At 60.6% G+C, this 24,388-nt stretch carries 26 protein-coding genes and 1 tRNA gene; 8 read left to right on the top strand and 19 right to left on the bottom strand.

The genetic code is table 11. The annotated features are described in order from the left end of the window. Window positions 1-297: 297 nt before the first annotated feature. Both dsrB and B2J69_RS13910 read right to left on the bottom strand, forming a co-directional pair. Window positions 298-492 (bottom strand): protein DsrB, encoded by a 195-nt coding sequence (gene dsrB / locus B2J69_RS13915; protein WP_081140125.1) that lies wholly within the window; start codon window positions 490-492, stop codon window positions 298-300. A gap of 54 nt (window positions 493-546) precedes the next feature. Next, the gene (locus B2J69_RS13910; protein ID WP_033749833.1) at window positions 547-705 is read right to left on the bottom strand and encodes a YqaE/Pmp3 family membrane protein; all 159 of its coding nucleotides are present in this window, start codon (window positions 703-705) and stop codon (window positions 547-549) included. A 349-nt stretch (window positions 706-1,054) separates the two neighbouring features. Between B2J69_RS13910 and B2J69_RS13905 the strand changes: the two genes are divergently transcribed. The 3 genes from B2J69_RS13905 (at window position 1,055) to B2J69_RS13895 (ending at window position 3,669) form a co-directional block, all read left to right on the top strand. Further along, a complete protein-coding gene (locus tag B2J69_RS13905; protein ID WP_081140123.1) occupies window positions 1,055-1,282 on the top strand; it encodes a DUF2525 domain-containing protein in 228 nt (75 codons plus the stop codon). Between the two features lie 344 nt (window positions 1,283-1,626). Next, the gene (locus tag B2J69_RS13900) at window positions 1,627-2,415 is read left to right on the top strand and encodes a mannosyl-3-phosphoglycerate phosphatase-related protein (protein ID WP_081140121.1); all 789 of its coding nucleotides are present in this window, start codon (window positions 1,627-1,629) and stop codon (window positions 2,413-2,415) included. A gap of 33 nt (window positions 2,416-2,448) precedes the next feature. Further along, entirely contained in the window at window positions 2,449-3,669 is a 1,221-nt protein-coding gene (locus B2J69_RS13895; protein ID WP_081140119.1) for a glycosyltransferase family protein, read from the top strand. Here the strand turns inward: B2J69_RS13895 and dgcQ are convergent. From dgcQ to B2J69_RS13870, 6 genes are all read right to left on the bottom strand, one after another. Continuing rightward, window positions 3,666-5,312 carry a cellulose biosynthesis regulator diguanylate cyclase DgcQ gene (dgcQ, locus tag B2J69_RS13890; protein WP_081140117.1) on the bottom strand — a complete coding sequence of 549 codons (1,647 nt, stop codon included), beginning with the start codon at window positions 5,310-5,312 and terminating at the stop codon, window positions 3,666-3,668. The genes B2J69_RS13895 and dgcQ overlap by 4 nt on opposite strands. A gap of 109 nt (window positions 5,313-5,421) precedes the next feature. After that, window positions 5,422-5,601 carry a YodC family protein gene (locus B2J69_RS13885; RefSeq protein WP_081140115.1) on the bottom strand — a complete coding sequence of 60 codons (180 nt, stop codon included), beginning with the start codon at window positions 5,599-5,601 and terminating at the stop codon, window positions 5,422-5,424. Window positions 5,602-5,779: 178 nt separating this feature from the next. Continuing rightward, window positions 5,780-5,911, bottom strand: coding sequence for a hypothetical protein (locus tag B2J69_RS24450; protein WP_256461758.1), 132 nt, complete (start codon window positions 5,909-5,911; stop codon window positions 5,780-5,782). Between the two features lie 42 nt (window positions 5,912-5,953). Further along, on the bottom strand, window positions 5,954-6,865 hold the full coding sequence (locus B2J69_RS13880) for a DUF808 domain-containing protein (protein ID WP_081140114.1): 912 nt from the start codon (window positions 6,863-6,865) through the stop codon (window positions 5,954-5,956). A 10-nt stretch (window positions 6,866-6,875) separates the two neighbouring features. Further along, complete coding sequence (locus B2J69_RS13875) at window positions 6,876-7,148, bottom strand: hotdog family protein (RefSeq protein ID WP_081140113.1); 273 nt, start codon at window positions 7,146-7,148, stop codon at window positions 6,876-6,878. Between the two features lie 65 nt (window positions 7,149-7,213). Continuing rightward, window positions 7,214-7,690, bottom strand: a complete 477-nt coding sequence (locus B2J69_RS13870) for a very short patch repair endonuclease (protein ID WP_081140111.1) — start codon at window positions 7,688-7,690, stop codon at window positions 7,214-7,216. A gap of 152 nt (window positions 7,691-7,842) precedes the next feature. Between B2J69_RS13870 and dcm the strand changes: the two genes are divergently transcribed. Both dcm and B2J69_RS13860 read left to right on the top strand, forming a co-directional pair. Beyond that, complete coding sequence (gene dcm / locus B2J69_RS13865) at window positions 7,843-9,237, top strand: DNA (cytosine-5-)-methyltransferase (protein WP_081140110.1); 1,395 nt, start codon at window positions 7,843-7,845, stop codon at window positions 9,235-9,237. Window positions 9,238-9,352: 115 nt separating this feature from the next. Next, the gene (locus tag B2J69_RS13860) at window positions 9,353-10,945 is read left to right on the top strand and encodes a methyl-accepting chemotaxis protein (RefSeq protein ID WP_081140109.1); all 1,593 of its coding nucleotides are present in this window, start codon (window positions 9,353-9,355) and stop codon (window positions 10,943-10,945) included. A gap of 40 nt (window positions 10,946-10,985) precedes the next feature. Here the strand turns inward: B2J69_RS13860 and B2J69_RS13855 are convergent, their stop codons facing one another. Together B2J69_RS13855 and B2J69_RS13850 are read right to left on the bottom strand one after the other, a co-directional pair. Beyond that, the gene (locus B2J69_RS13855; protein WP_081140107.1) at window positions 10,986-11,237 is read right to left on the bottom strand and encodes an Arc family DNA-binding protein; all 252 of its coding nucleotides are present in this window, start codon (window positions 11,235-11,237) and stop codon (window positions 10,986-10,988) included. Between the two features lie 78 nt (window positions 11,238-11,315). Next, window positions 11,316-12,014 carry a phosphohydrolase gene (locus B2J69_RS13850; protein WP_081140106.1) on the bottom strand — a complete coding sequence of 233 codons (699 nt, stop codon included), beginning with the start codon at window positions 12,012-12,014 and terminating at the stop codon, window positions 11,316-11,318. A gap of 605 nt (window positions 12,015-12,619) precedes the next feature. Between B2J69_RS13850 and B2J69_RS13845 the strand changes: the two genes are divergently transcribed. The 3 genes from B2J69_RS13845 (at window position 12,620) to B2J69_RS13835 (ending at window position 14,414) form a co-directional block, all read left to right on the top strand. Continuing rightward, window positions 12,620-13,297: an ASCH domain-containing protein gene (locus B2J69_RS13845; RefSeq protein ID WP_081140105.1), complete on the top strand. Its 678-nt coding sequence runs from the start codon at window positions 12,620-12,622 to the stop codon at window positions 13,295-13,297. A gap of 161 nt (window positions 13,298-13,458) precedes the next feature. Then, entirely contained in the window at window positions 13,459-14,235 is a 777-nt protein-coding gene (mtfA, locus tag B2J69_RS13840; RefSeq protein ID WP_174580907.1) for a DgsA anti-repressor MtfA, read from the top strand. A 103-nt stretch (window positions 14,236-14,338) separates the two neighbouring features. After that, window positions 14,339-14,414 (top strand) — tRNA-Asn (locus B2J69_RS13835). A 109-nt stretch (window positions 14,415-14,523) separates the two neighbouring features. Here B2J69_RS13835 and B2J69_RS13830 read toward each other — a convergent pair. The 9 genes from B2J69_RS13830 to B2J69_RS13795 all read right to left on the bottom strand — a co-directional run bounded on the left by B2J69_RS13830 (window position 14,524) and on the right by B2J69_RS13795 (window position 24,360). Continuing rightward, window positions 14,524-15,381, bottom strand: a complete 858-nt coding sequence (locus B2J69_RS13830; RefSeq protein ID WP_081140102.1) for a glucose 1-dehydrogenase — start codon at window positions 15,379-15,381, stop codon at window positions 14,524-14,526. Between the two features lie 199 nt (window positions 15,382-15,580). Then, entirely contained in the window at window positions 15,581-17,383 is a 1,803-nt protein-coding gene (locus B2J69_RS13825) for a DNA/RNA non-specific endonuclease (RefSeq protein ID WP_081140101.1), read from the bottom strand. Between the two features lie 158 nt (window positions 17,384-17,541). Further along, window positions 17,542-17,706 (bottom strand): hypothetical protein, encoded by a 165-nt coding sequence (locus tag B2J69_RS24205; RefSeq protein WP_167376579.1) that lies wholly within the window; start codon window positions 17,704-17,706, stop codon window positions 17,542-17,544. A 116-nt stretch (window positions 17,707-17,822) separates the two neighbouring features. Beyond that, a complete protein-coding gene (locus tag B2J69_RS13820; RefSeq protein ID WP_081140100.1) occupies window positions 17,823-19,232 on the bottom strand; it encodes an EmmdR/YeeO family multidrug/toxin efflux MATE transporter in 1,410 nt (469 codons plus the stop codon). Window positions 19,233-19,351: 119 nt separating this feature from the next. After that, window positions 19,352-20,101, bottom strand: a complete 750-nt coding sequence (locus tag B2J69_RS13815; protein ID WP_081140099.1) for an ABC transporter ATP-binding protein — start codon at window positions 20,099-20,101, stop codon at window positions 19,352-19,354. Then, window positions 20,094-20,969 carry an ABC transporter ATP-binding protein gene (locus B2J69_RS13810; protein ID WP_081140097.1) on the bottom strand — a complete coding sequence of 292 codons (876 nt, stop codon included), beginning with the start codon at window positions 20,967-20,969 and terminating at the stop codon, window positions 20,094-20,096. The genes B2J69_RS13815 and B2J69_RS13810 overlap by 8 nt, the downstream gene beginning before the upstream one ends. After that, window positions 20,962-22,239 (bottom strand): high-affinity branched-chain amino acid ABC transporter permease LivM, encoded by a 1,278-nt coding sequence (gene livM / locus B2J69_RS13805; RefSeq protein WP_081140096.1) that lies wholly within the window; start codon window positions 22,237-22,239, stop codon window positions 20,962-20,964. Before livM ends, B2J69_RS13810 begins: the two co-directional genes overlap by 8 nt. A 7-nt stretch (window positions 22,240-22,246) precedes the next feature. Next, complete coding sequence (locus tag B2J69_RS13800; RefSeq protein ID WP_081140094.1) at window positions 22,247-23,161, bottom strand: ABC transporter permease subunit; 915 nt, start codon at window positions 23,159-23,161, stop codon at window positions 22,247-22,249. A gap of 83 nt (window positions 23,162-23,244) precedes the next feature. Then, window positions 23,245-24,360 (bottom strand): branched-chain amino acid ABC transporter substrate-binding protein, encoded by a 1,116-nt coding sequence (locus B2J69_RS13795; protein WP_081140092.1) that lies wholly within the window; start codon window positions 24,358-24,360, stop codon window positions 23,245-23,247. Window positions 24,361-24,388: the final 28 nt, after the last annotated feature.

Genomic DNA, 24,388 nt, shown 5'->3' with positions numbered 1-24,388 from the left:
GCTGTAGAGGGCTATTCGCAGCGCTGAGGCGGAAACGTTGTGCCAGGAGCCGGTCGCAGGGATGCGACCGGCAGTTCGGGTAGGCCTGGATGGCCGTACCCGAACGGTCCGTCCGGCACGGCGTTGCAGCCGAAGGCACCGCGAAGCGGCGCGAGGACGGCCCGGCAGCAGAGGAGGTGCAGTGGCCCGCACCAGCATGCTCATACTCATAAATGAAAAGGCCGCCATTTTAAGAAAATAGCAGCCTTAACTAACAAGCATTAAGCCTTAACGGCTCCTGTTATTTTTGTGCAGCGCTCAGGTCTCGTGATACGGCTCGACAAACACCCCTTCCGGATGGTCGCCCTCATTGAAAAACCAGATGCCCAGCGGATAATCCTCCAGCGCCACCAGATACATGACTCCTTCATTAAACGGCTCGACGGCGAGGATGGTGCCGAGGCGGCGCGGGCCGCCATCGGTCTTTACGGTGACGCGGTCATTGACCTTCATGCGCGTTGCTCCTGATGATTTTCCTGCGCATCAGTGTAAACGAAGAGCCAGGACTCAGCGACGCGCAATCACCCATACCGCATGAATGATGCCGGGGATATAGCCGCACAGCGTCAGCAAGATATTGAGCCAGAAGGCGCCGCCAAAGCCCACCTGCATAAAAACGCCCAGCGGCGGCAGAATAATCGCGATAATAATGCGTAATAAATCCATGGTCTCTCCTTGTCGCGTTATGATTCAACTCCGTGACTAACTATAGACGATGACGCTGATTACCAAGGAAAAAGCAGGTAAATTTAGGTAAGCGGGGAATTTTTCGCTTTCTTAACGTTTCGCAACAAGACTTCTGACAGGGCAACCTTTTACACTTTCCTCACTGCGCCAACCCCAAAGGGGCAGTCAACCTAAAAGTAACAAGGATTTTGCCCGCGCAGCGCGGGCTTTTTTTTGCCCGCTATTCCGCCCTCGCCCCGCGCCAGCCGCCGTCTATACTTAATCGATCCGTCGTTATGCCGGGTCACAGCAAGCCTGTAGATCCTTTTCACTCAAAAGGAGAGCGATAATGGCGCCTACACACCACACCGGCCCCGCCCCGCAGCCTCACGATAAACCCGACGTCGACGCGCTGCTGGAAACCCTGCCGCGCAGCGCAACGCAGCCCCCTTTGCCGCAGGCGGAGGGCGACCGCCCTCACCGGCCAGGCGGCAGAGCCTGGGGCAGCAGTATCGAGCTGGCGGACGAGTATGAACTGGATATCCGCGACTGCAGCTGCAATGAAATGAATCGCTGAGCGCGCGGCAAAAAAATACCCGGCAGGGAGCGCCGGGTAAATAAACAGCCTATTCGTTACGTCAGGAAATTCTTGACACCTTTGCAGAGTACGCCTGAACGCCATTAAGACAAGTCCTGGAGATGCACAAGCCTGCGACTTTTTCTGCTAAACACACCGACCGGCAAGCGGAACAGCCCTGATTTAGCCGCGTTGCCTCTGCACTCTTTGTGCATCCCACCCTGCTTTGCGCTGGTGTTTTAAGAATTATCCTGGAAGTGCCGCGCGGCAGGTGAAAAGCAGGCGTAAAACCGCTCTGACTATAATACTGAAAATCCGCCAGTTAATGTCGCAAGGAGCCCGCTATGCCCAGTTTGCAACAGCCGCTGTTAATCGTCACCGACCTGGATGGTTCCCTGCTCGATCATCATACCTACCGCTGGGACGCCGCCGCCGACTGGCTGGCCGAGCTTCAGCGCCATCAGGTGCCGGTCGTGCTCTGCTCCAGCAAAACCGCTGCGGAAATCGCGCCGCTGCAAAAGCGCCTCGGCCTGGCGGGCCTGCCTTTTATTGCGGAAAACGGCGCGCTGGTGCAGATGTCGGCCACGCGCCAGGTGCGCATTCCGCCGCAGAGCCCTGACTATGACAGCCTCTACCAGCAGCTCAAGGCATTACAGGCAACATACAGGTTTAAAGGCTTTCATGACTTTAGCGATCCGGAAGTGGCAGCGATGACCGGCCTGACGGAAAGCGACTCGGCGCTGGCGCGGCAGCGTCAGGCGTCGGAGGTGATTGTCTGGCGCGACGATGAAGAGAAGCTCGACGCCTTTCGCGCCGCGCTGCAGCAGCATCAGCTGCAGCTCACCCAGGGCGGCCGCTTCTGGCACGTAATGCCAGCAGGCAGCGGCAAAGGCGAGGCGCTGCGCTGGCTGCTGACCCAGTATGACAGCGCACCGGCGACCCTCGGCCTCGGCGATGGCCCTAACGACGCGCCGATGCTCGATGCGGTTGACTACGCGGTGGTGATCAAAGGCTACAGCAAAACGCCCGTCTCGCTGAGCCGGCAGGATACGCAACGGATCTACGCTACGGCGCACTACGGCCCGGAGGGCTGGAAAGAGGGTCTTGATTACTTTCTCACCCAGCCCGATTAAGCCGCACCCACTGTTTATCAAAAGGAAAGCGCGATGAGCGATTTTTATCAGAATGGCGTGATTACCAATTTCCATAATCTGACCGACCGCAGCGTCGAGTCGCTGGAAAAAGAGATGGTGCGCTTCGCGCGCAAACGCAAAATGGGGCTGATCCTGCCGTCGCTTTTCTCTGAACTGGAAGGCCCGGCGCTGAGCCATATCGTTGATGAGCTGGCCAAAGTGCCCTATCTCGACGAGATTGTGATTGGTCTCGATCGCGCCGACCGCGATCAGTTTCTCTACGCGCGCGAATTTTTCTCGCGCCTGCCGCAGCGCCACCGCATTTTATGGAACGACGGCCCGCGCCTGAAGGCGATCGACGCCGAGCTGGATAAAGAGGGGCTCTCCCCTTCCCAGCCGGGCAAGGGACGCAACGTCTGGTTCTGCACCGGCTTTACCCTGGCCTCGGATCGCACCCAGTGCGTGGCGCTGCACGACTGCGATATCGTCACCTACGAACGCGGCATGCTGGCGCGCCTGCTCTATCCGCTGGCCAACCCTGCCTTTCAGTATGAGTTCTGCAAAGGGTTCTACGCCCGCGTCGCCGACGGCAAGCTGAACGGCCGCGTCGGTCGGCTGCTGGTGGGGCCGCTGCTGCGTTCGCTGCAAAAAGTCTACGGCCACTCCGAGTATCTCGACTACCTCGCCAGCTTCCGCTATCCGCTGTCGGGCGAGTTCGCCATGCGCACCCATGTGCTTAACGGCATTAAGATCCCCGGCGACTGGGGGCTGGAAATCGGCGTGCTGTCGGAGATCTACCGCAACTACACCACGCGCCAGACCTGTCAGGTGGAGATCGCCCACAACTACGACCACAAGCATCAGCCGCTGGCAGAAGATGACGGCACCGGCGGGCTGAAGCGCATGAGCAGCGATATTGTGCAGTCGCTGCTGCGCAAGCTGGCGACCATGGGCGTGCCGCTCACCAGCGACTCCTTTCGCGTGCTGAAGGCGACCTACTACCGCAACGCGCTCGATATGATGGAGATCTACAATCACGAGGCGGCGATGAACGGCCTGAAGTTCGATCAGCACATCGAAGAGGCCGCGGTCGAAATGTTCACCCAGTCGATTCTGGAAGCGGGCCAGGCGTTTATCGAACGCCCGAACGACAAGCCGTTTATTCCCAGCTGGAGCCGCGTGCAGTCCGCCTTTCCCGACATCCTGCAGCGCATCTACCAGGCGGTGGAAGAGGATAACGACGGCAAGGTCTAATCCTCGGCCACCACGCGGTTGCGGCCCTGACGCTTCGCCAGATAGAGGCGACGGTCCGCATCCGCCTGCAGCCGCTGCGGCTGGTAGTCGTTCTGCGCTTCGCTGCTGGCGACGCCTGCCGAGATAGTGACGCGAAAACTGCGGCTGGCGCTGGCCAGTATGGTTTTCTCCGCCAGCCGCTGACGCATACGCTCCGCGACCTTCACCGCATCCGCCAGACTGGTCTCCGGCAATACCACGCAAAACTCCTCGCCGCCGACGCGGCCGGCCAGATCGTTTTTACGCAGCGCCTGCGTTATCGTCGCGGCGACGCGCATCAGCGCCCGATCGCCCGCCTGATGCCCCCAGGTGTCGTTGACCGACTTAAAGTGGTCGATATCAAGCTGGATCACCGCCAGCGGCACCCTGAGCTGCGCGCAACGCGTCGCCTCTGCCTCGAAGCGCTCAAAAAAAGTGCTGCGGTTGAGCAGGCGCGTCAGGCCATCGTAGCTGGCGCGCCACTCCAGCCGGGCGGAGAGCTGGCTCAGCCGCCGCACCAGCCGCACAATCACCTGATGCGCCAGCAGCAGCAGCAGCACGAACAACAGCCACATGGTGAGCATAAACAGCATCGCGCGCCCTAAATCCTGCCGTAGCCCCTGCGTCAGGGTTTGCTGATTCACCAGATAGCCGTCAACGTTTCTCAGCTTGATCCAGCTGATAAACTGCCGCTCCAGACGTAGCGCGCCATATGGCTGGTGTGTCATCTGCGCATAAAGCTGCTGACGGGCAGCACGGCTCAGCGTCTTGCCGTCCGGAACGTTGAGCGACGCCACCGGCTGCAGGGTTTTATCCAGCAGCAGCACGCTGCCCTGCAATGCGCCGTGGCGCAGGGTGTTCAGCAGCCCGGCGATGCGCTGTTGGGTAAAGTCCATCGACAGCGTGCCGTACCAGTAGCCGTCATCGATCACCGGCATACTGGCGGTCAGCATCGGCCCTTCCTGCTCCGCACCCTGATAGACGCCGGACCAGCGCGGCTGAAGGCCAGCCTGCGCGGCGCCCGCGCGGAACCAGGGCCGCGACACCATAGTGGCGTAGCTGGCGGCGAGCGCGGCTAAATCTTGCGGCGGACGCGAGCTGATGTAGAAACCCGCGCGCGAGGTGTACCAGAAGCGGGAGTGGAAATCGTTCGCCGCGTCGCTGAACTGCAGAATAAAGCTGAACTCCAGCGCGGCGCGCAGCTCGCCGTCCAGCCGCTGCGGATCGCGCTGCAGCAGCGCATCCTGAGTCAGCCAGCCGTCGCCGACGCCGTTGATCGGCATGCTGCGCGGCATATCGAGCCGCAGCTGCCAGGCGGGCTGCGCGCGCAGATGTTGAAATCTCGCCAGCGCGCGGCGGCCGTGATCGGCGTCCAGCGGATGCGCCAGCGCGTAGCTGAACATGCGGCGATAAAAGATGATGCCGTCAATGCTTTCCTGAAACTGGCTTTCCAGCCCGTTTTGCAGATCGACCAGCGCGGCACGCTGCCGGGCCTCATCGTTCGCTTTCAGGGTGTAGAGTTCGCGCCAGGTCAGAAACAGAGAGAAAAGAAAGACCGCTAAAAATAAGAGGTGAACGCGCATTACAGGACGTAACGTCCGCACAGAGAGCGGCAAAACAGCCATCAGCAACCATGCTCCGAATAACAGGGATCTGGCGAGTATAGCAGGCGTGGAGAGGGAAAAACTGCGGGAGGTCACGGGGGATGGAGATCGCATCCCCGTTAAAAGCGCGCTAGCTGGCGAGCGGCGACTCCGCTGCTGCGTGGCTCAGCTCATCCTGATGAAAGGCTTCGCGGCGCACGGCATAGCCGTCATACCAGCGGCATTCCACCATGCCGCTGGCAAAGCCGGTGACGACCATAGCAGGCCCGCCCTCTTTATGCTGCACTTCATCGCTAATGGTAAACATGATGTTGCGTCCTCCAGGTGACCGTTAACAGAACCTCTCTATCTATAGCAGCCATCCGGACATCCTGCCCGTTAAGGTACGCAAAAAAATCGTAAATTCAGAATAAAGCAGTAAGAAATGTTGAAAATAAAAAAAGCGGATAAAAATTATTATCCGCTTTTAGTGTTCATAAGGCCTGAAATCAGATTTTGCAGCCTTCGCAGTCCGCGTCGTCGCCTAAATCAGCAGGTACTTCGTTGACCTTTTCCGCCGCTTTGGCTTCCGCCTGCTCCAGCTGCGCATCAATATCAAATTCAAACATATCGTCGTTCATAGCGTCTCCTCTCCTGACTTCACTTCATGATGCAAGTGCGCTTTATACCGATTTACCGCGCAGTTTAGCAATCAGATTCACCACCAACAGCACGATCGACCCAACGATAAAACCGAGCACCAGGTTGGCGCCATTGCTGAGCAAACTTGCTACCAGCCCGCTCATATCGCCGGTGAGGGTTTCAATCAGGTGATGCAGCGGCGTCAGGCCGTGCACGATAATGCCGCCGCCCACCAGAAACATCGCCAGCGTGCCGACGACGGTGAGAATTTTCATCAGCCAGGGCGCGAAGCCGAGCAGGAAACCGCCGATAGCCTGAGCGACAGAGGACGATTTCTTTGTCAGCCAGTCACCGAGATCGTCGATCTTGACGATAGCGGCGACAATGCCGTAAACGCCAATGGTCACCAGAATGGCGATGCCCGCCAGAATCAGCACCTGATTCAGCAGCGGCGCGTCGGAGACGATGCCGAGCGTGATGGCGACGATTTCCGCGGAGAGGATAAAGTCGGTGCGCACCGCGCCCTTGACCTTGTCTTTCTCAAACGCGCGCGGATCCTGCTGCGCCAGCTTATCGAGCCGCTGCTGGCGCGCCTCCGGGCTTTTTTCCTGCTTGTCGTGCTGCAAACTGTGCAGCACTTTCTCTACCCCTTCGTAGCAGAGGTAGGCGCCGCCGATCATCAGCAGCGGCGTGATCAGCCAGGGGGCGAAGGCGGAGATCAGCAGCGCCAGCGGCACCAGGATCAGCTTGTTGAGAAACGAGCCTTTCGCCACGCCCCATACCACCGGCAGTTCGCGGTTGGCTTTGACGCCGGTGACCTGCTGCGCGTTCAGCGACAGGTCGTCGCCCAGCACGCCAGCGGTTTTTTTCGCCGCCACTTTCCCCATGACGGAAATATCGTCCAGAAGCGTTGCAATATCATCTAATAAAGTCAGTAAGCTGGATCCTGCCAAAATCTCTTCCTTATTCCGGTTCGTTATGTTGACAACAGGGACAGCGCTCCAGCGCTGCGGCGCTAATATCCGCGACGCCGTCGCAGTCCCACTCTACGCGGACCGCGCCGGTCAGCTCGCCTGCGTGCAGGTATTTGCTGACCGGGCTCTCGGTCAGGCCGGTAATCTCCTCCGTCGCGATCAGCGTATCGCCGATAAACACGCGCGCGGTGGCGTGCGCATTGACCATGCGCTCGTCGCGCAGCTGATAAAGACGTTTGACCGTCAGTTTAATACTGCTCATACAGAACTCCTGATCGCGGGGGAAGGCGAAATCTAACCCGGCCACGCCCGCAAGGCAAGGCGGCCTCAGCGCGGACGATAGTGCTGGATGCCGTTGTGATCGATCTCCGCACTGCTCTCCATCGCCAGCAGCCACTCCTCCAGCCGTTCCTGCAGATCGCCATCGCTGAGCCGCAGTTTATTACGCAGCGCGCACTCCCAGATAATCAGCACTTTCCAGCCGCTCTCCTGCAGCTGGCGTACATAGCGATTGTCCCGCTCGACGTTGCTGTTGATTTTGCCTACCCAGAATTCGGTGCGCGTCGCCGGCACTTTAAACAGATAGCAGTGATGGTGATGCCAGAAACAGCCGTGCACAAAGATAATCGCCTGCTGCTCCAGCAGCACGAAATCGGGTCGCCCCGGCAAATTTTTATCCTGAACACGATAGGCGAAACCGCGATCTTTCAGCAGCTGCGCCACCCGAAGTTCGATGGCGGTGTCCTGCTGGCGTATTGCGCGCATATTTTTGCTGCGCGTGGTGCTGGAGTGTACATCGGCCATGGCGTCTCCTTTTTGCCTACGTCTATCAACTTTAGCCTGCCTCAATAAAAGCGACAGCCTGCGGCGCGGTTAAGCTCTCTGCCCGAGCGGCACTAATTTCTTCGCGGCCTCAGGAGTGTTAGCATAGTCCGTTCACTGTTAAGGAAAAACGCATGCTTGTCGATGACGCCACCGCTCTGCCGGAACCCGCTTCTCCCCTGCTCTCTGCCGATAGCGACGCCGCTGACCTGATGCGCCAGGTGCTGGCGATTTACGCCGCGCGCGACGTCGCGGCGCGACTGCATCAGGCGGGTTTTCGCGACTGGACGCCGCAGCAGCTGACGCGTCTGCGGCAAAATAAAAGCGCGCTGCCGCCGCTGAGCGAAGGGGAATGCGCGCTGTTGCGCAGCCTGCTGCCGGCGCGTCCCGCCCATTACGACCAGCCGCTGTTCCGCTTTATCGATCTTTTCGCCGGCATCGGCGGCATCCGACGCGGCTTCGACGCCATCGGTGGCAAATGCGTCTTCACCAGCGAGTGGAACAAAGAGGCGGTGCGCACCTATAAAGCGAATCACTACAGCGATCCGCAGGAGCACCGTTTTAATACCGATATCCGCCTGATCACCCAGCCCGACGGACTGCGCGACGAGGCGGCGATCTACCGCCATATCGACGCGGCGATCCCCGATCATCAGGTGCTGCTGGCCGGCTTTCCCTGCCAGCCTTTCTCGCTGGCGGGCGTCAGCAAAAAGAATGCGCTGGGCCGCGCCCACGGCTTTGAGTGCGAGGCGCAGGGCACGCTGTTTTTCGATGTAGCGCGCATTATTGCCGCGAAAAAGCCGCCGATCTTTGTGCTGGAGAATGTCAAAAATCTCAAGAGCCACGATAAAGGGCGCACCTTTGCCATCATCATGGCGACGCTGGATGAGCTGGGCTACGACGTGGCGGACGCCGAGGCGGATTCGCCGGACGCCAAAATCATCGACGCACGCCATTTTTTGCCGCAGCATCGCGAGCGCATCGTGCTGGTGGGCATCCGCCGCGACTACCCCTTCAGCAAAACTCTGTCGCTGCGTCAGATCCAGCAGCACTATCCGCCTGCGGTGCCGAGCCTGCAAAGCCTGCTGGAGCCAGCGCCAGAGGAGAAATATATTCTTTCTGAGCAGCTGTGGCGCTATCTCTACGACTACGCCCGCAAACACAAGGCGAAAGGCAACGGCTTCGGCTTCGGGCTGAACGATCCGCGTAACGCAGACGTCTGCGTGCGCACGCTGTCGGCGCGCTATTACAAAGACGGCTCAGAGATCCTGATCGACCGCGGCTGGGACAAAGCGCTGGGCGAAGCGGACTTCGGCAATGCCGCCAACATGGCGCGCCGACCGCGCCGCCTGTCGCCGCGCGAGTGCGCGCGCCTGATGGGGTTTGAGGCGCCGGGCGAACAGCGCTTCCGCATTCCGGTTTCCGATACCCAGGCCTACAAACAGTTCGGCAACTCGGTGGTGGTACCGGTATTCGCCGCCGTGGCGCAGCTGCTGCTGCCCGCTATCCGCCAGTTAAACAGGCCGTAACAGAGCCAGAGTTTAGCTTAGTAAAGCGCATTGTGCTGTTTTTCCGCCCGTGCGCCCGCTGTCACAACGCTGTCACGCAACCGATGAATACTCGCTTTTATTTTCAGGTTGCGCTATGTCCACTCTCACACTGTTCTCTCGCCGCTTTCGTCTGCGCAGGCCGGGCTTGCCCGGCTGGCTCAGCAGCCTGCGCGGCAACTTCACGCTGTTCGTCACGCTTTTTTGCCTGCTGCAGGCGCTGGGCGTCGCGCTGTTCACCGCGCAGGTTAACCATACGCAAAACGCGCTGGCGCAGGCCGCCTTGCTGCGGGAAAGACTGGCCCTGCTTGATAAAGCGCGAATAGAACTGCTCACCGCCAGCGACAACAGTCATCGCGCCGGCATCTATCTGATGCAGGATCAGCAGAGCGGCTCGGTCGACAGCTGGAAAAGCCTCGCCGAGAGCGCCGACGCGTCGCTCACTCAGGCTAAAGCCCTGTTCGCGCGCTATGGCGCACAGCAGGAGAGCGCGCTGGCACAGGGCTTTGCTCTGCTGACGCAGGGGCTGGAAGAGCAGCTGAAAGGGCTGCAGGCTAACCAGATCGACGCCTTTTTTAGGGTGCCGATGCAGGCCTACCAGCAGCAGTTCAACAACGCCTGGTTTGCCGAAATCGACGCGGCGAACAGGCAGCTGAGCGCGGTCAACCGCGACACGCTGGCGAGCATGACGCACAGCCGCAACGGGTCGCTGGTGGTGAGCGCGCTGCTGTTCGCGCTGCTGCTGGTGGGCGGCGTGCTGCTGGCGCGCGGCGTGATTGCGCCGCTGCGTCACGCCAGCCGCCAGCTTCAGCAGATTGCCACCGGCGATCTGCTGTCGCCTCCGGCGGCCGGGCGGCTGCAGGCGCGCGAAACGCGGCAGCTGTTCAGCGCGCTGGCGGAGATGCGTAGCGGGCTGCGACATATCGTGCATGAAATCAACACCATCGCCGCCAGCGTGGCGGCAGGCGCAGGCGAGATGCAGCGGCATAATGCGCGCGTCAGCGCGCAGCATCAGGCGCAGAACGCCAGTTTTACCCATCTGTCGCAGCGGCTGCGCCGCGTGGCGGAAGAGGTCGAAACAGGCGCTCAGGTGTCGCAGCAGGCGACGCGGCAGGCGCACGACGCCGACACGCTGATGCAGCAGTGCGCGTCGCGCGTCGACGAGATGGAGACGCAGATGCGCCAGATTGTCTCCGCTTCAGGGGATATCGCCGGCATCGTGGAGATGCTGGAGAGTCTATCGCTGCAGACTCGCCTGCTGGCGCTGAATGCGGCGATCGAATCGGCGCACGCCGGGGTGTACGGGCGCAGCTTCTCCGTGGTGGCAAAAGAGATCGGCATGCTCTCCAGCCAGAGCAGCGGTTCGACACAGCGTATCGACGGGCTGATCCAGCATACGCAGCAGCATGTGGCGCAGGGTTTTAATAAAGTCAAAGTGCTGGAGACGCTGTTCCAGACTATCAGCGGCGCGGTCACCGCTATTGCCGGACAGCTTCAGGCGCTGCAGCACAACGCCACGGCGCAGAGCGCGCGCGTCAGCCATATCGCCGCCGAGATCCATAAGCTGGATGAAACCCTTCAGGCCAGCGCCAGCCTCAGCGCGCAGCAGCAGCGCGCCGCCGATGCGCTGGAGCAGCAGGCGGCGCGGCTGGCGCAAAGCGTGCAGCAGTTTCGCATCGGGCAGGCGTAAACGGCGCCAATAAAAAAACCCGTCTTGCGACGGGTTCTCTTTATTTTTTCTTTTTGCCCTGCTTCTTCAACAGGGCGCGGAGCTGCTTAACCTCATCCGCCGAAAACACGTTTGACGCGCTTTCCGCCGTATCCTGATTATCGACCGCCGCAGCGGCAGGCGGCAACAGGCTCTCCTGCAGACGCTGAACAATCTCCTGACTCATTGAGATCTCATTCTCCAGCGCCAGCTGTTTAATCTGCTCCTTCAGCGCCGGATCAATCTTAATCGTCAAATTTACCGTATCAGTCATTCCGTTACTCCCTTCGTTATGTCTCCACAACGTAGCGGAAGCAACCTGCTTTTAACATACTGTCATAAAAATTTAATATTACGCGCGTAGCGGGGTGAAATCGCGCAGCACCGACTCGTCGAAGCTGGTGAGATTTCCCTGCAGTTCGGCGCAGAGTTTCGCCATATAGTGCACCAGAAAATCGGCGTTATGCTGCGCCAGCGCCCTGCCCGTCTCGGTTTGCATCGTCTCCGGCAGCCGCAGCAGCTTCTTCTGGAAGTGATCCAGCGTCCAGTTGACGTCGTTGAGCTCGCGCATTTTGCCGAGCGGATCCTCGTTGTCGAACAGCGGGCGATTCAGCGCGCCGGCGGTGTAAAACACCCGCGCGAGGCCGATAGCGCCCAGCGACTCAAGCCGGTCGGCGTCCTGCACGATTTTCGCCTCCAGCGTTTCCGGCGCGATGGCCGCGCTGAAGCTGTGCGCCTTAACGGCATGGGCGACAGCCGGGATCAGCGCGGCGGGGAAATCGGGGAAATCCTGGGTTAAAATGCGTGTGGTCTCTTCCGCCGCATAGGTCGAGGCGAGATGGCGCTCGGGATGGTTTTTCGCCAGGTTGACCACATCATGAAAGTAGCAGGCGGTCAGGATCACCAGCGGGCTGACGTCGCTGCCCGCCATAATGCGCTGCGCGCTCATCCAGACGCGGCGCAAATGGGCGATATCGTGCGCCTTGTCATCATGAACCCAGTTAATCTGAAACCAGCTTTCGAAGCGCGTTTGCCAGAGTGAGAGCGACATGGCTTATCTCCCTGTTAAAGTTTGGCTATGGCGCGGTGACCGCACGCCGGTCGCCGTGGGACGTCATCTTAACGAGTAGCCGATGACAAATTTTTGACACAGGGTGGTGTTACTGCGCTGTGAGGCAAACCGGCGCTCAAAAAAATGAGACCGGGATCGAGTTATAGCGCTAATTGCCGCAATATCCCAGCTATTAACAAAATTTCAGCATTTCTCCATATAATTTATCTTAAGGGAAACTTATTAATGATCCTCGCTGATACACGCCAGCGCCTCCTGCTTCTTCAACAATGCCACCCAGGCGTTTAGCCGTCTGAATGGCATATTTCTGCTTTGTGAAGGTGAAAGATTCTGAAAAGGTTTCTAAAATGGCGGATATAACGTACTGTATCCGGGCTATACCAGGTAAGGGACCACTTAGCAAACCCGGTCTGGTGCGTTTTTTGCATTTTCGTTTTTTCCTAAAGGCAAATCGCCGTGTTGCCGTTATTGTAAGGCGACAAATTGTTAAGCAGACTGATGGGAAATCATCGCATCTGCACTCAAACGCAAGGCGGCGGATTGATACGCGTCAACCGGGTTCTATATTTATTCAGAGGTAATCAATGAAAGAACGGCCGATTCTTTTTTCCGAACAGCGGGTTCGCGCCCTGTTGGTTGGCCAGCAAACTCAGACCCGGCGCATCATGAAAACGCAGGCTTTTGGCCCAGGTCAGGATCACCATGAAGGCGTGCACGCCTTTGACGTTAACGCTAACCATCTGCATGGCTATAAGCTGATGTCGATGGCGGATATCAGCCAGCACTGCCCCTACGGCAAGCCGGGCGATATTTTATGGGTGCGCGAAACCTGGCGCGGTCCGATCGTGCCGGAAAACGATCTGGCGGAATATGAACGCGATCCGCAACCGTTCCGCCTGCCGGCCTTCTGTCAGTACCGCGCCGACAACAACGAGCTGGGGCACCATAGCCAGGGCAGCCCGGAAGCCGATCAGTTCGGCTGGCAGACTGCGATTCACATGCCACGCTGGGCCAGCCGCATCAACCTGCAGATCACCGCCGTGCGTGCGGAGAAGATCCAGGATATCAGCGAAGATGACATCATGGCGGAAGGGGTGCAGACCGATTCGCACTTCCTGAATAATTTCTTCACCATGAACATGAACGCGGAGTCGCCGAAAGAGGCCTACCGCAAAGCCTGGCAAAAGCAGTACGGCGCCACCAGCTGGGAGGTGAATCCCTGGGTCTGGGTGATTGAATTCGAGCGCGTCGAGCGCGATTAGCTGCGCTTTGCGGGCTGAATCACAGACAAATTGCAGGCTAAACGGTTGAATAGACAGCTTTCACCCCTGCAGCCAGAGTAGAGTGCCAGCGGCCGTTACGGATGCTGGCATTTTTTCTGGCAGATCAGGATAGCGCGGATAAGGCGTCAGCGAGGTTAGCGATGTTCAAATGGCCATGGAAAAACGATAACCGCATTCTCCTTGCCGATCTGCCCTGGCGGCAGGCGCTGGCGCAGCCGGTGTTTAGCTGGCTGGACGAAGAGGAACAGCAGGCGCTGATCGCCATGGCGCAGCGCTTTCTTCAGCAAAAAAAGCTGGTGCCGCTGCAGGAGGTGGAGCTGGATGCCTTGCGCAGCGCGCGCATCGCCCTGCTGTTTTGCCTGCCGGTGCTGAAGCTGGGGCTGGAGTGGCTTGACGGCTTTCATGACGTGCTGATCTACCCGGAGCCGTTCGAGGTGGCCGACAGCTGGGAAGATGAACAGGGACTGGTGCATCACGCCGCCGCGGTGCATGCCGGACAGAGCTGGACCCAGGGTCCGATTGTGCTTAACTGGCTCGATCTTCAGGATGCATTCGATCTCTCAGGCTATAACCTGGTGATCCATGAAGTGGCGCACAAGCTGGACGCGCGCGGTCGCGGCTATACCAGCGGCATTCCCGTGATGGCGCTGCGCGACGTGGCGCAGTGGGAAAAAGATCTGCGCGCGGCGATGGATGAGATTGAAAACGAGGTTGAGCTGGTGGGCGAACAGGCCGCGACTATCGATCCCTACGCCGCCAGCGATCCGGCAGAGTGCTTCGCCGTGCTCTCCGAATACTTTTTTACCGCGCCGGACCTGCTGTATCAGCGCTTTCCGGCGATGTATCACCACCTGCGTCAGTTTTATCATCAGCATCCGCTGCCGCGCGTTGAGGGCTTTTTCACCCACAGCGCTTAATTCGCGATCGCTTTGCTGCAAAGCTAGCCAGTTGAATGCTAATGTGTTTTTTGCTGTTGACACCCCGGCGCGCTGCCCTTAATATGCGCTCCATCGAAACGATTCCTCTGTAGTTCAGTCGGTAGAACGGCGGACTGTTAATCCGTATGTCACTGGTTCGAGTCCAGTCAGAGGAGCCATATTTAAGAAGCCCGCTCAGGGAAACCCGAGCGGGCTTTTTGTTTGCTTCACCTGCCTACAGCCATTGTCGCCACTTACGCTGCCTGAAATAGTGACGCATCATCCCCGTCAAATCACCGCCACGCCGCCCGTCACCGCAACGGTGGCGCCGGAAATGTAGCTCGATTCGTCGCTGGCCAGCATCACATAGGTCGGCGCCAGTTCGGCGGGCTGGCCCATACGCGCCAGCGGCACTTCGCTGCCGAAGCTTTCCACCTGCTCAGGCGGCATGGTCGCCGGGATCAGCGGCGTCCAGATGGGCCCTGGCGCCACGGCGTTGGCGCGAATGCCTTTCTCCGCCAGCAGTGCCGCGAGGCCGCCGGAAAAGTTAACGATCGCCGCCTTGGTGGCGGAGTAGGCCAGCAGTTTCGGCTTGGGCTGGTCGGCGTTGATCGACGCGGTATTGATAATGGAACCGCCGGCAGGCATATGCGGCACCGCCGCCTTGCAGATATAGAACATGGCGTAGAGGTTGGTCTTCATGGTGCGATCGAATTCATCATCGTCGATCTCCTCCAGCGCGGTGCGCGTCATCTGGAAGGCGGCGTTATTTACCACGATGTCGATTTTGCCGAAGCGCTCAGCGGTCTGCGCCACGATGCTGCGGCAATGCGCCGCCTCGGTGATGTCGCCGGCGATCAGCAGCGCCTGCTGGCCCGCCTCTTCCACCCGTTTCGCGGTATCTTTTGCGTCTTCATGCTCATCCAGGTAGGAGATGACTACGTCCGCGCCTTCCCGGGCGTAGGCGATAGCCACGGCACGGCCGATGCCGGAGTCGCCGCCGGTGATAAGAGCGGTTTTGCCTTTCAGACGGCCGGATCCCTGATAGCTGGTTTCACCATGATCGGGCTTAGGATCCATTTTCAGGAAGCTGCCGGGCCATTCCTGCTGCTGCGCCTCGCGTGGGTTTTGTGGACGGTCTGTCATAGGTTCTCCCCTTTTTGTGACTCTTTCACTCTCGTCTGTGGAGCTGAATCGCTATCAGCCTTGAGCCCTAAGTGTAGCAGCCATCACCGATCCGCAAGCGCGAGAGCTAAGCGTAACGGCTTGAAGCAACAACAATTTTGCTGCAAAAAGCCCGCACAGAGGGGGCTGAGCGGGCTTTCAGGCACAGCAAGCGCAGCGGCTACAGCAGATCCTCCCAGCGCATAATCAGCTTTGCCGGCAGCGGCTGCGCCAGCAGCGTTTCATCCGGCTGCCAGCTCTCCCAGTCGCGAAACGCGGCGAAGTTCAGTCCGGTGAGCGTCTCCAGCGCGCTCACCGTTACGCGGTATTCGTCGACGTTGGGGCGCGGCGCGCTCTGCGCGTGGGGCAGCACGCGGCGCGGCTCATCCAGCAGATCCGCCTGGCTGACCAGCAGCGCCGTCGCCTGCGGCCTGCCGGCGGTGTTGATGCGCAGCACCACTTTCCAGAACATCAGCGGCACCTGCCACTCAGCGTACTGTCGCCACTGGTCGTTGAGCACCGGGCCGGTCAGCACGCTGATCTTACGCTTCGACTCCAGCACGCCCGACTCGAGAATATAGCGCTCTACGCCCTGCCAGTACTGCAGGCTCTGATTAAAGCGAAAATGCTGCGGCGAGCAGTTGGTAAAGTGAAAGGTGTCTCTATTGGCGCGTACCGCCTCTTCTGCGGTGCCCCAGGTGGGATCGCTGCGGCGCGTCAGATGTCCGCGATCGAACCAGCGGCTGTATTCGCTGTAGAAGGCCTGACCGGTAACGTAGCGACTGTCGATGCGGCTCTCGTCGACCCAGCGATCCCCCTCCTCCAGCAGCGACGGCTGGCCGTTGCCGCGATCGATGGCGATATAGCGCGCGCCGTCGATGTTGGTGGCGGTAAAAAAGGCGAGCCGCCGCTCTGCGTTCATCAGCAGCGAAAAGTGCTGATAGTCGAGCCGCGCCTCCGCGCCCTGGCGACCGTCGCGCAGCGGCGCCACCTCGGCGGCGCGCGGCGCGATAATGGCCGCTAAATCGATCGGCGCGCCGCCGAGAAAATCGGACTGGAAGCCGTCGCGGTTGGCGTAGTTGTTCTGTGACGCGGCGGAGGCGTCCAGCGACGGCGCGTTCTCGCGGCCCGTCAGCGCCTGCATCAGCCTCGCCTGCTGCGCGGCGGGCAGCTGCGGCAGTTCCCCTTTTAGCCAGTCGATAACGGCGCTGATACGAATGCCTTCATTGACCCAGCCGTCGTCGCTCTCCACGCCGCCGTGATGCAGCGCCACCAGCTGCCAGCTGTCGTTAAACACCGGCGCGCCGGACGAACCGCCGTCGGTGTCGGCCGCGTAGTGCAGCAGCTGCTGATGACGCGCCAGCAGCGCGTTATTGCGCAGGGTGATCTGCTGCGGCGCGCCGCCGGGATGATGGATCAGGTTAAGGCTGATACCCAGCGCATGCTTGTCGTTGCGGTCGTTCAGCGCCAGCGGCAGCGGCGCCTCGCCCTCTCCCGCCACGCGCTCGCCCAGCGCGATCAGGGTGCAGTCCAGCGCCTCGGACGGGCTGGTGAGGAAAAAACGCGCGGCATCGACGGCGCAGGTGACGCCATCGACCAGCTCGCCCGCTTCGCTGCGCCGCCAGCCAAACTGCAGCGTGACGCGGCCCTGCGCAGGCGGCTGCGGCAGCAGATGATGGTTAGTGATAAACAGGCCGCCGTGGGTGAGAAACCCGCTGCCTTTTGGCACGCCATCCTCGCGCAGCAGCGCCACGGCGCGGGCGCAGGAGAGGCCCTGCTGCAAAAAGGCGACGGGCAGCAGATCGTTGCTGTCGCCGGTGATCACGCCCTGATTCACTTGCTGCTGAAAGGCGTAGCGCTGCGCGCGGGCGCGGTCCGGCTCTGCGGATTCGCCCTGCGCCAGCGCGCGTCGGGTCTCTGCGCGCTGCTGCGCGGTCAGTGACAGCCGCGCGCTAATCAGCGCGGCACTCGCTTTGTCGCTCATCTGCTTCTCCAGGTAAAAGGCATGCTGCCCTCTTAACCATAGCCGCTGCGGCTGAATTCTCCCCTGAGGGTATCGTGTAAAACAGCCTGGATAACCGACGTAAAAAAGCCCGCCTCAGAGAGAGCGGGCTTTACGAAAGAGCGGTCAAACAGGGACCGCTACTTTTCATGGTAGCGATGCACCGACGGGAAATATTCGAAGCCGTAGAGCTGGCTGATGGGCAGCAGCAGCTCCTGCTCCAGACTGGTTTCATGCTCGCTGCCCGGGCCGCGCGCGAACCAGGCATCGATACGGTTTTTCCACAGCTGCAGTAATGCTTTCATAGGGGCGTCCTCAATAAGTCAGAGCCCCAGTAAAACCGCAAGGCCGCCGTAACTGAACCATCAATTTCTGCGGTTGATTGCTGGAAAACAGATAACCGCGCCAGGCCGCGCGAACGCTACTGCTGCTTTGCCACCATTTTCCGGTAGTTATCCAGCCACTTGCCGCTCTTCAGCCGCCACCAGAAACAGACGCCGCGCACCGCCCAGTCGAGGAACATGCCGAGCCAGACGCCTACCACGCCCATGCCGAGCATAATCCCCAGCGCATAGCCGACCACCACGCGCGCGCCCCACATGCTGAACATCGAAACGTACATCGTATAACGCGCGTCGCGCGCCCCTTTTAGCCCGGCGGGCAAGACCCAGGAGGCGGCCCAGATCGGCATAAAGGCGGCGTTAAGCCAGATCAGATGCTGCGTCACGCTAATAACGTCGGGGTCGCGCGTGTAGAAGCGCGCCAGCACCCCGGAGAGCGGCACGGTCATAAACGCCAGCACGCAGAGGCAGAGGCTCGCCAGCCAGAAAACGTGCCTGATCTGCCGCTCTGCCTGATAGACCTGGTTGCGTCCCAGACGGGTGCCGGTAATGATGGTCGACGCCGAGCCCAGCGCATTGCCCGGCAGGTTAATCAGCGAGGCGATAGAGAAGGCGATAAAGTTGCCCGCGATGGCGTCGGTGCCCATGCCCGCGACAAACACCTGGGTCAGCAGCTTGCCGCCGTTAAACAGCACCGATTCGATACTGGCCGGCACGCCGATGCCCAGCACCTCCATCAGGATCTTCGAGTCCCAGCGGCGAAAGTAGCTCGGCAGACTGATCTTCAGCGAGGCGTTAAAGCCGATCATCAGCACGTAAATGACGCCGATAGCGCCGATATAGCGCGAGATGGTAAGACCCAGCCCGGCGCCGACGAAGCCCAGCCCTTCCCAGGAGAAGGCGCCGTAGATCAACACGCTGCTGATCACGATATTCAGGATGTTCATCCCGCCGTTGATCAGCATCGGGATTTTGGTGTTGCCCGCGCCGCGCAGCGCGCCGCTGCCGATCAGCGCAATCGCCGCCGCCGGGTAGCTCCACGCCGAAGTTTGCAGATAGCTCAGCGCCAGCGCTTTCACCTTCGGCTCCGCGCCACCGGCGATCAGATCGATGATCAGATGGCCCCACAGCTCAATGGCGAACACCAGCACCAGCGACAGCACCGTCATCAGCGCCAGCGACTGGCGCGTGGCGGCGCGCGCCCGCTTGCCGTTGCGCTTCGCCAGGCTAAAGGCGACCACCACCGTGGTGCCGAGATCGATAGCGGCAAAGAAAGAGATAATGATGATGTTGAAGCTGTCCGCCAGCCCCACGCCCGCCATCGCCTCTTTGCCCAGCCAGCTCACCAAAAATGTGCTTAACACGCCCATCAGCATCACGCACAGGTTCTCGATGAAGATGGGCACCGCCAGTGGCGTGATCTCACGCCAGAACAGCGTGCGATAAAAGCGACGTTTGGGATACCATGCCGTGCGCTTTATCGCCTGCATCACTGCTACGCCAGGATTTTGCAAGGGAATAACCAAATCAGAACAGATTGGACAGGAGTAGTAATGATGAGTCGCCTTATCTGTTTATGCAAAGCGTTTCCCTGATTTTTCAATCATTATTACACTCTTTTCTCGTCTTTCACCGCAGCGGCTGCCGTGCCGCCCAGATAGGCGCTGCGCACCTCTTCATTGTCGAGCAGCGCCTGGCCGCTGCCGCTGAGTCGGATCTCGCCGTTCGCCATCACATAGCCGCGATCGGCGAGCGCGAGCGCATGGCGCGCGTTTTGCTCGACGAGAAACAGCGTCATGCCCTGCTGCGTCAGCTCGCGCAGGATGGCGAAGATCTGCTTCACCACAATCGGCGCCAGACCAAGGCTCGGTTCGTCGAGCAGCAGCAGTCTCGGGCGGCTCATCAGCGCGCGGGCGATGGCCAGCATCTGCTGTTCGCCGCCCGACAGGGTCATCGCCCGCTGTTTGCGCCGCTCCAGCAGGCGCGGAAAGAGTTCATACATCCGCGCCAGGTCGCTTTTCTGATGGGCGCTGCCGATGGCGATGGTGCCCATTTGCAGATTCTCTTCCACCGTCATATCGGCAAAAATGCGGCGCCCTTCCGGCGCCTGGGCGATGCCGCTGGCGGCGATAAAATGGGTCGACCGCTGGCTGATGGGCTCTCCCTGAAAATAGATCTCGCCCTGGGCGATGCGCGGCTGGCCAAATATCGACATCAGCAGCGTCGATTTGCCGGCGCCGTTGGCGCCGATTAGCGCCACGGTTTCGCCAGGCTGCACGCTGAGCGACACCTGTTTTAGCGCCTGCACCGGGCCGTAAAAAACATCCACCGCGTCAAACTTCAGCATCGGCTCAGCCATGAAGCTCCTCCTCCTCTGCGCCCAGATAGGCGGCGATGACGCGCGGATCCTGCTGTATTTCGCCCGGCGTGCCCTGCGCGATAACGTCGCCGTGATCGAGCACCACGATATGGTCGGAAATGGTCATCACCATCGGCATATCGTGTTCGATCAGCAGCACGCTGATGCGGTGATCGGCGCGCAGGCGATAGAGAATGGCGCTCAGCGCCTCGGTCTCAATCGGATTGAGGCCCGCCGCCGGTTCGTCCAGGCAGATGAGCTCCGGCTGGGTGCACATAGCGCGCGCAATCTCCAGCCGCCGCTGCTGGCCATAGGAGAGCGTGCCGGCCAGCCGGTTGGCCGTCGGCGCGAGATCCACCGTCTCCAGCCAGTAAAAGGCGCGATCCAGCGCGCGGCTCTCCGCCTCGCGATAGCCGCGCGTGTTGAAAACCCCCGCCAGCAGGTTGCGGTTCGCCAGCATATGCTGCGCCACCAGCAGGTTCTCAATCACCGACATCTCGCGAAACAGGCGGATATTCTGAAAGGTGCGCGCCAGCCCGGCGCGATTGACCAGATGCGCGCCGCCAAACATTTTGTACCAGAGGCGCGAACCCAGCTGCGCCGGCCGCAGCCAGTCCTGCGGCTGAATTTTTTGGCCGAGAATCTGGATAACGTCGGTGCTGCGCGCCTGCGCATTGAGCTGAATGCGTCCGCCGCTGGCGCGGTAGAAGCCGGTCAGACAGTTGAACACCGTGGTTTTACCTGCGCCGTTCGGGCCGATAAGCGAGGTGACCGAGCCGCGCTGCACGCGCAGGCTGACGTCGTTTAGCGCTTTGATGCCGCCGAAGCGCATCATCAGGTGATCGACCTGCAAAATCGCGTCACTCATGGCGCACCCCTTTACGCAGCGCGACGCCGACGCGGCTGGTGCGCACCAGCCCGCGCGGTCGCCAGATCATCATCAGCACCATCAGCATGCCGAACAGCAGCACGCGATATTCAGCGAAGCTGCGCAGCAGCTCCGGCGCCACCGTCAGCACAAAGGCGGCCAGCACCACGCCGAGCGTCGAGCCCATGCCGCCCAGCACCACGATGGCGAGGATCAGCGCCGACTCAAAAAAGGTAAACGACGTCGGGTTGACAAAGCCCTGATAGCTGGCGAAAAAGACCCCTGCGATCCCGGCCGTGGAGGCGCCGAGCATAAAAGCCGACAGCTTCACCAGCACATGGTTAAGCCCCATGGCGCGACAGGCGATCTCATCTTCGCGCAGCGCTTCCCACGCGCGGCCGATGGGCATCCGCGTCAGGCGATGTTTGATAAACAGCACCAGCGCCACCACCAGAACCAGCACTACATAGAGAAAGATAAACTTCATGTTGGGGTTGTAGTCGAGGTGGAAGAACTGATGAAAGGGCACGCCGCCTTCGCGCGCGCGCCGGCCGAACTCCAGCCCGAGAAAGGTTGGCGACGGCACGGAGACGCCATTCGGCCCGCCGGTAAAGCTCAGCCAGTTGGTCAGCACCAGACGGATGATCTCGCCGAAACCCAGCGTGACGATCGCCAGATAGTCGCCATGCATGCGCAGCACCGGAAAGCCGAGCAGCGCCCCGGCGAACGCCGCCATCAGCGCCGCCAGCGGCAGCATGCTCCAGAACCCCAGCCCCAGATACTGATAGCCGAGCGCCAGTCCGTAGGCGCCGATGGCGTAAAACGCCACGTAGCCGAGGTCGAGCAGCCCCGCCAGCCCCACCACGATATTCAGCCCCAGCCCCAGCAGCACGTAGATCAGGCCGAGTATCGCCACGGTCAGCAGATATTTGCTGGAGAGAAAGGGAAACAGCAGCGCCGCCGCCAGCAGCAGCGGCAGGATCCAGCGCAGCCGCGAGCGATGGCCCGGCTCACGCACGTAGACGCCGTCGTCCGCGCCTTCGACGCGCCGCCGCAGCGCCTGCCCGCGCTCGGTCTGCAAAAAGAGGCTGAGCAGCAGCCGTCCCGCCATCACCACCGCCACCAGCAGCGCCACGCGCGTCGGGGCCAGCGCGAAGGCGTAGCCCTTCAGCACCACGCCGACGATCGGCCCGAATACCACCAGCGCAACCAGTCCGGCCAGCAGGGTCTCGCGCAGCGCCTGGCGCACATTGATAGATCGAGTCATCATTGCGCCCTCACACTTTCGCCACCAGCGGCCGGCCAAGTAATCCCTGCGGACGGAAGATCAGGATCACCACCAGCAGCGCGAAGGAGAAGACGTCTTTGTAGTCGGAATTCACCAGCCCGGCGAACTGCGCCTCCGCCACGCCGAGCAGCAGCCCGCCCAGCATCGCGCCAGGCAGCGATCCGATGCCGCCCAGCACCGCCGCGGTAAACGCCTTGATGCCGATGATAAAGCCAGCGTAAAAATCGAAAGTGCCGTAGTTCATCGTCACCAGTACCCCCGCCAGTCCGGCCATCGCCGCGCCGATGACGAAGACCAGCGAAATCACGCGATCGGTGTTAATGCCGAGGATCGCCGCCATTCGCCGATCCTGCTGCACCGCGCGGCAGATACGACCCAGCCGCGTGTACTGAATAATCCAGGTCAGCAGCGCCATGCCGCAAAAGGCGGCGACCAGAATAAACACCTTGGTCCAGGTGATCTGCACCACGCCGCCGTCAAACTCGACGCGCAGCACGCCGGTGAGCAGCGTCGGCACGCCCTGCTGATTGGGCCCCTGGCTCAGCTGAACGTAGTTCTGCAAAATCAGCGACATGCCGATGGCGGAGATCAGCGGTGCCAGCCGCGTCGAGTGGCGCAGCGGCCGGTAGGCGATGCGCTCGATGGTCCAGCCGTACACCGCCGTCACCACCACGGTGAACAGCAGCGTGCCGAAGATCAGCAGCGGAAACGACTGCACGCCGAAAAAAGAGAGCAGCGCCAGCCCGATAGCGCAGAGATAGGCGGAGATCATATAGACCTCGCCGTGGGCGAAATTAATCATGCCGATAATGCCGTAGACCATGGTGTAGCCGATGGCGATCAGGCCATATACCGCGCCCAGCGTTAGCCCGTTAATCAGTTGCTGAAGTAAAAAGGCGTCCATAATGAATTCTCTGCGCAAAGCGGACCGCGCAGCCAGGCGATCCAGACAGGAAACGCCCTGCAGTGCGCAGGGCGGGCTCAGGCTTACAGCTGGTGATATTTGCCTTTATCGTCCCACTGATAGATGACGTAGTCGGAGACTTTCAGGTCGCCTTTGCCGTCCCAGGCTTTTTTGCCCATTACGGTCGGCACATCGTGCGATTTCAGCCATTCGCTGGCTTTCTCATTGTCTTTACCGGCGCCTTTGTAGGCGGCGGCCAGCGCCTGAATAGAGGCGTAAGCGTAGAGGGTGTAGCCTTCCGGCTCGAAGCCGCCCTTGCGGAATGTATCGATCACCGCTTTACCGTCGGGGATCTGACGCGGGTCATTGCCGAAGGTCATATAGATGCCGCTGGTGTACTGCGGTCCGCCCGCCGCCGTGACCAGCTCCTGCGTCACGATGCAGTCGCCCGAGAAAAAGTTCGCTTTAACGCCCTGCTCGCGCATCTGGCGCACCAGCGGCCCGGCCTCGGGATGACAGCCGCCGAAGTAGACCACGTCGGGATTCGCCTGGGCGATCTTGGTCACCAATGCGTTAAAATCTTTCTCGCCGCGCGACAGACCCTCATACATCACCTCTTTGACACCGCGCTTCTCCAGCGCCGCTTTGGTGGCGTCGGCCAGCCCCTGGCCGTAGGTGTCTTTATCGTGGATCACCGCCACCTTTTTCGCCTTCAGCTTGTCGATCATAAAGTTGGCGGCAATGGCGCCCTGCTGGTCGTCGCGCCCGCACATGCGGAACAGGGTTTTCATGCCGCGCTCGGTGATCTGCGGGTTGGTGGAGCCTGGCGTGATCGACAGCACGCCGGCGTCGTCATAGACCTCCGAGGCGGGCATGGTGCTGGAGGAGCAGAAATGGCCAACCACCGCCATCACCTTATCCTGATCGACGAGTCGGTTCGCCACCGCAACCGCCTGTTTGGGCTCGCAGGCGTCGTCGCCCTGCACCAGCACGATCTTCTCGCCGTTGATGCCGCCCGCTGCGTTAATATCCTCTGCCGCCTGCGACGCCCCTTTCCAGTACTGCGCGCCATAGGTGGCGTTCGGCCCGGAGAAGGGCCCGGCGACACCGATTTTTATATCCGCCTGCGCACTGAGCGCCGCGCTGAAACCGCCTGCAATGATGACTTGTAATGACAACTTGATCAGTTTCTGAGACATGCTGTCTACCCTCAACCCAGTTCGTTAG

It is taken from the genome of Pantoea latae (assembly GCF_002077695.1).
GTDB lineage: Bacteria > Pseudomonadota > Gammaproteobacteria > Enterobacterales > Enterobacteriaceae > Pantoea > Pantoea latae.
Note: the sequence above shows the minus strand (reverse complement) of the source record. Positions and strands in the feature narration are given on the sequence as shown.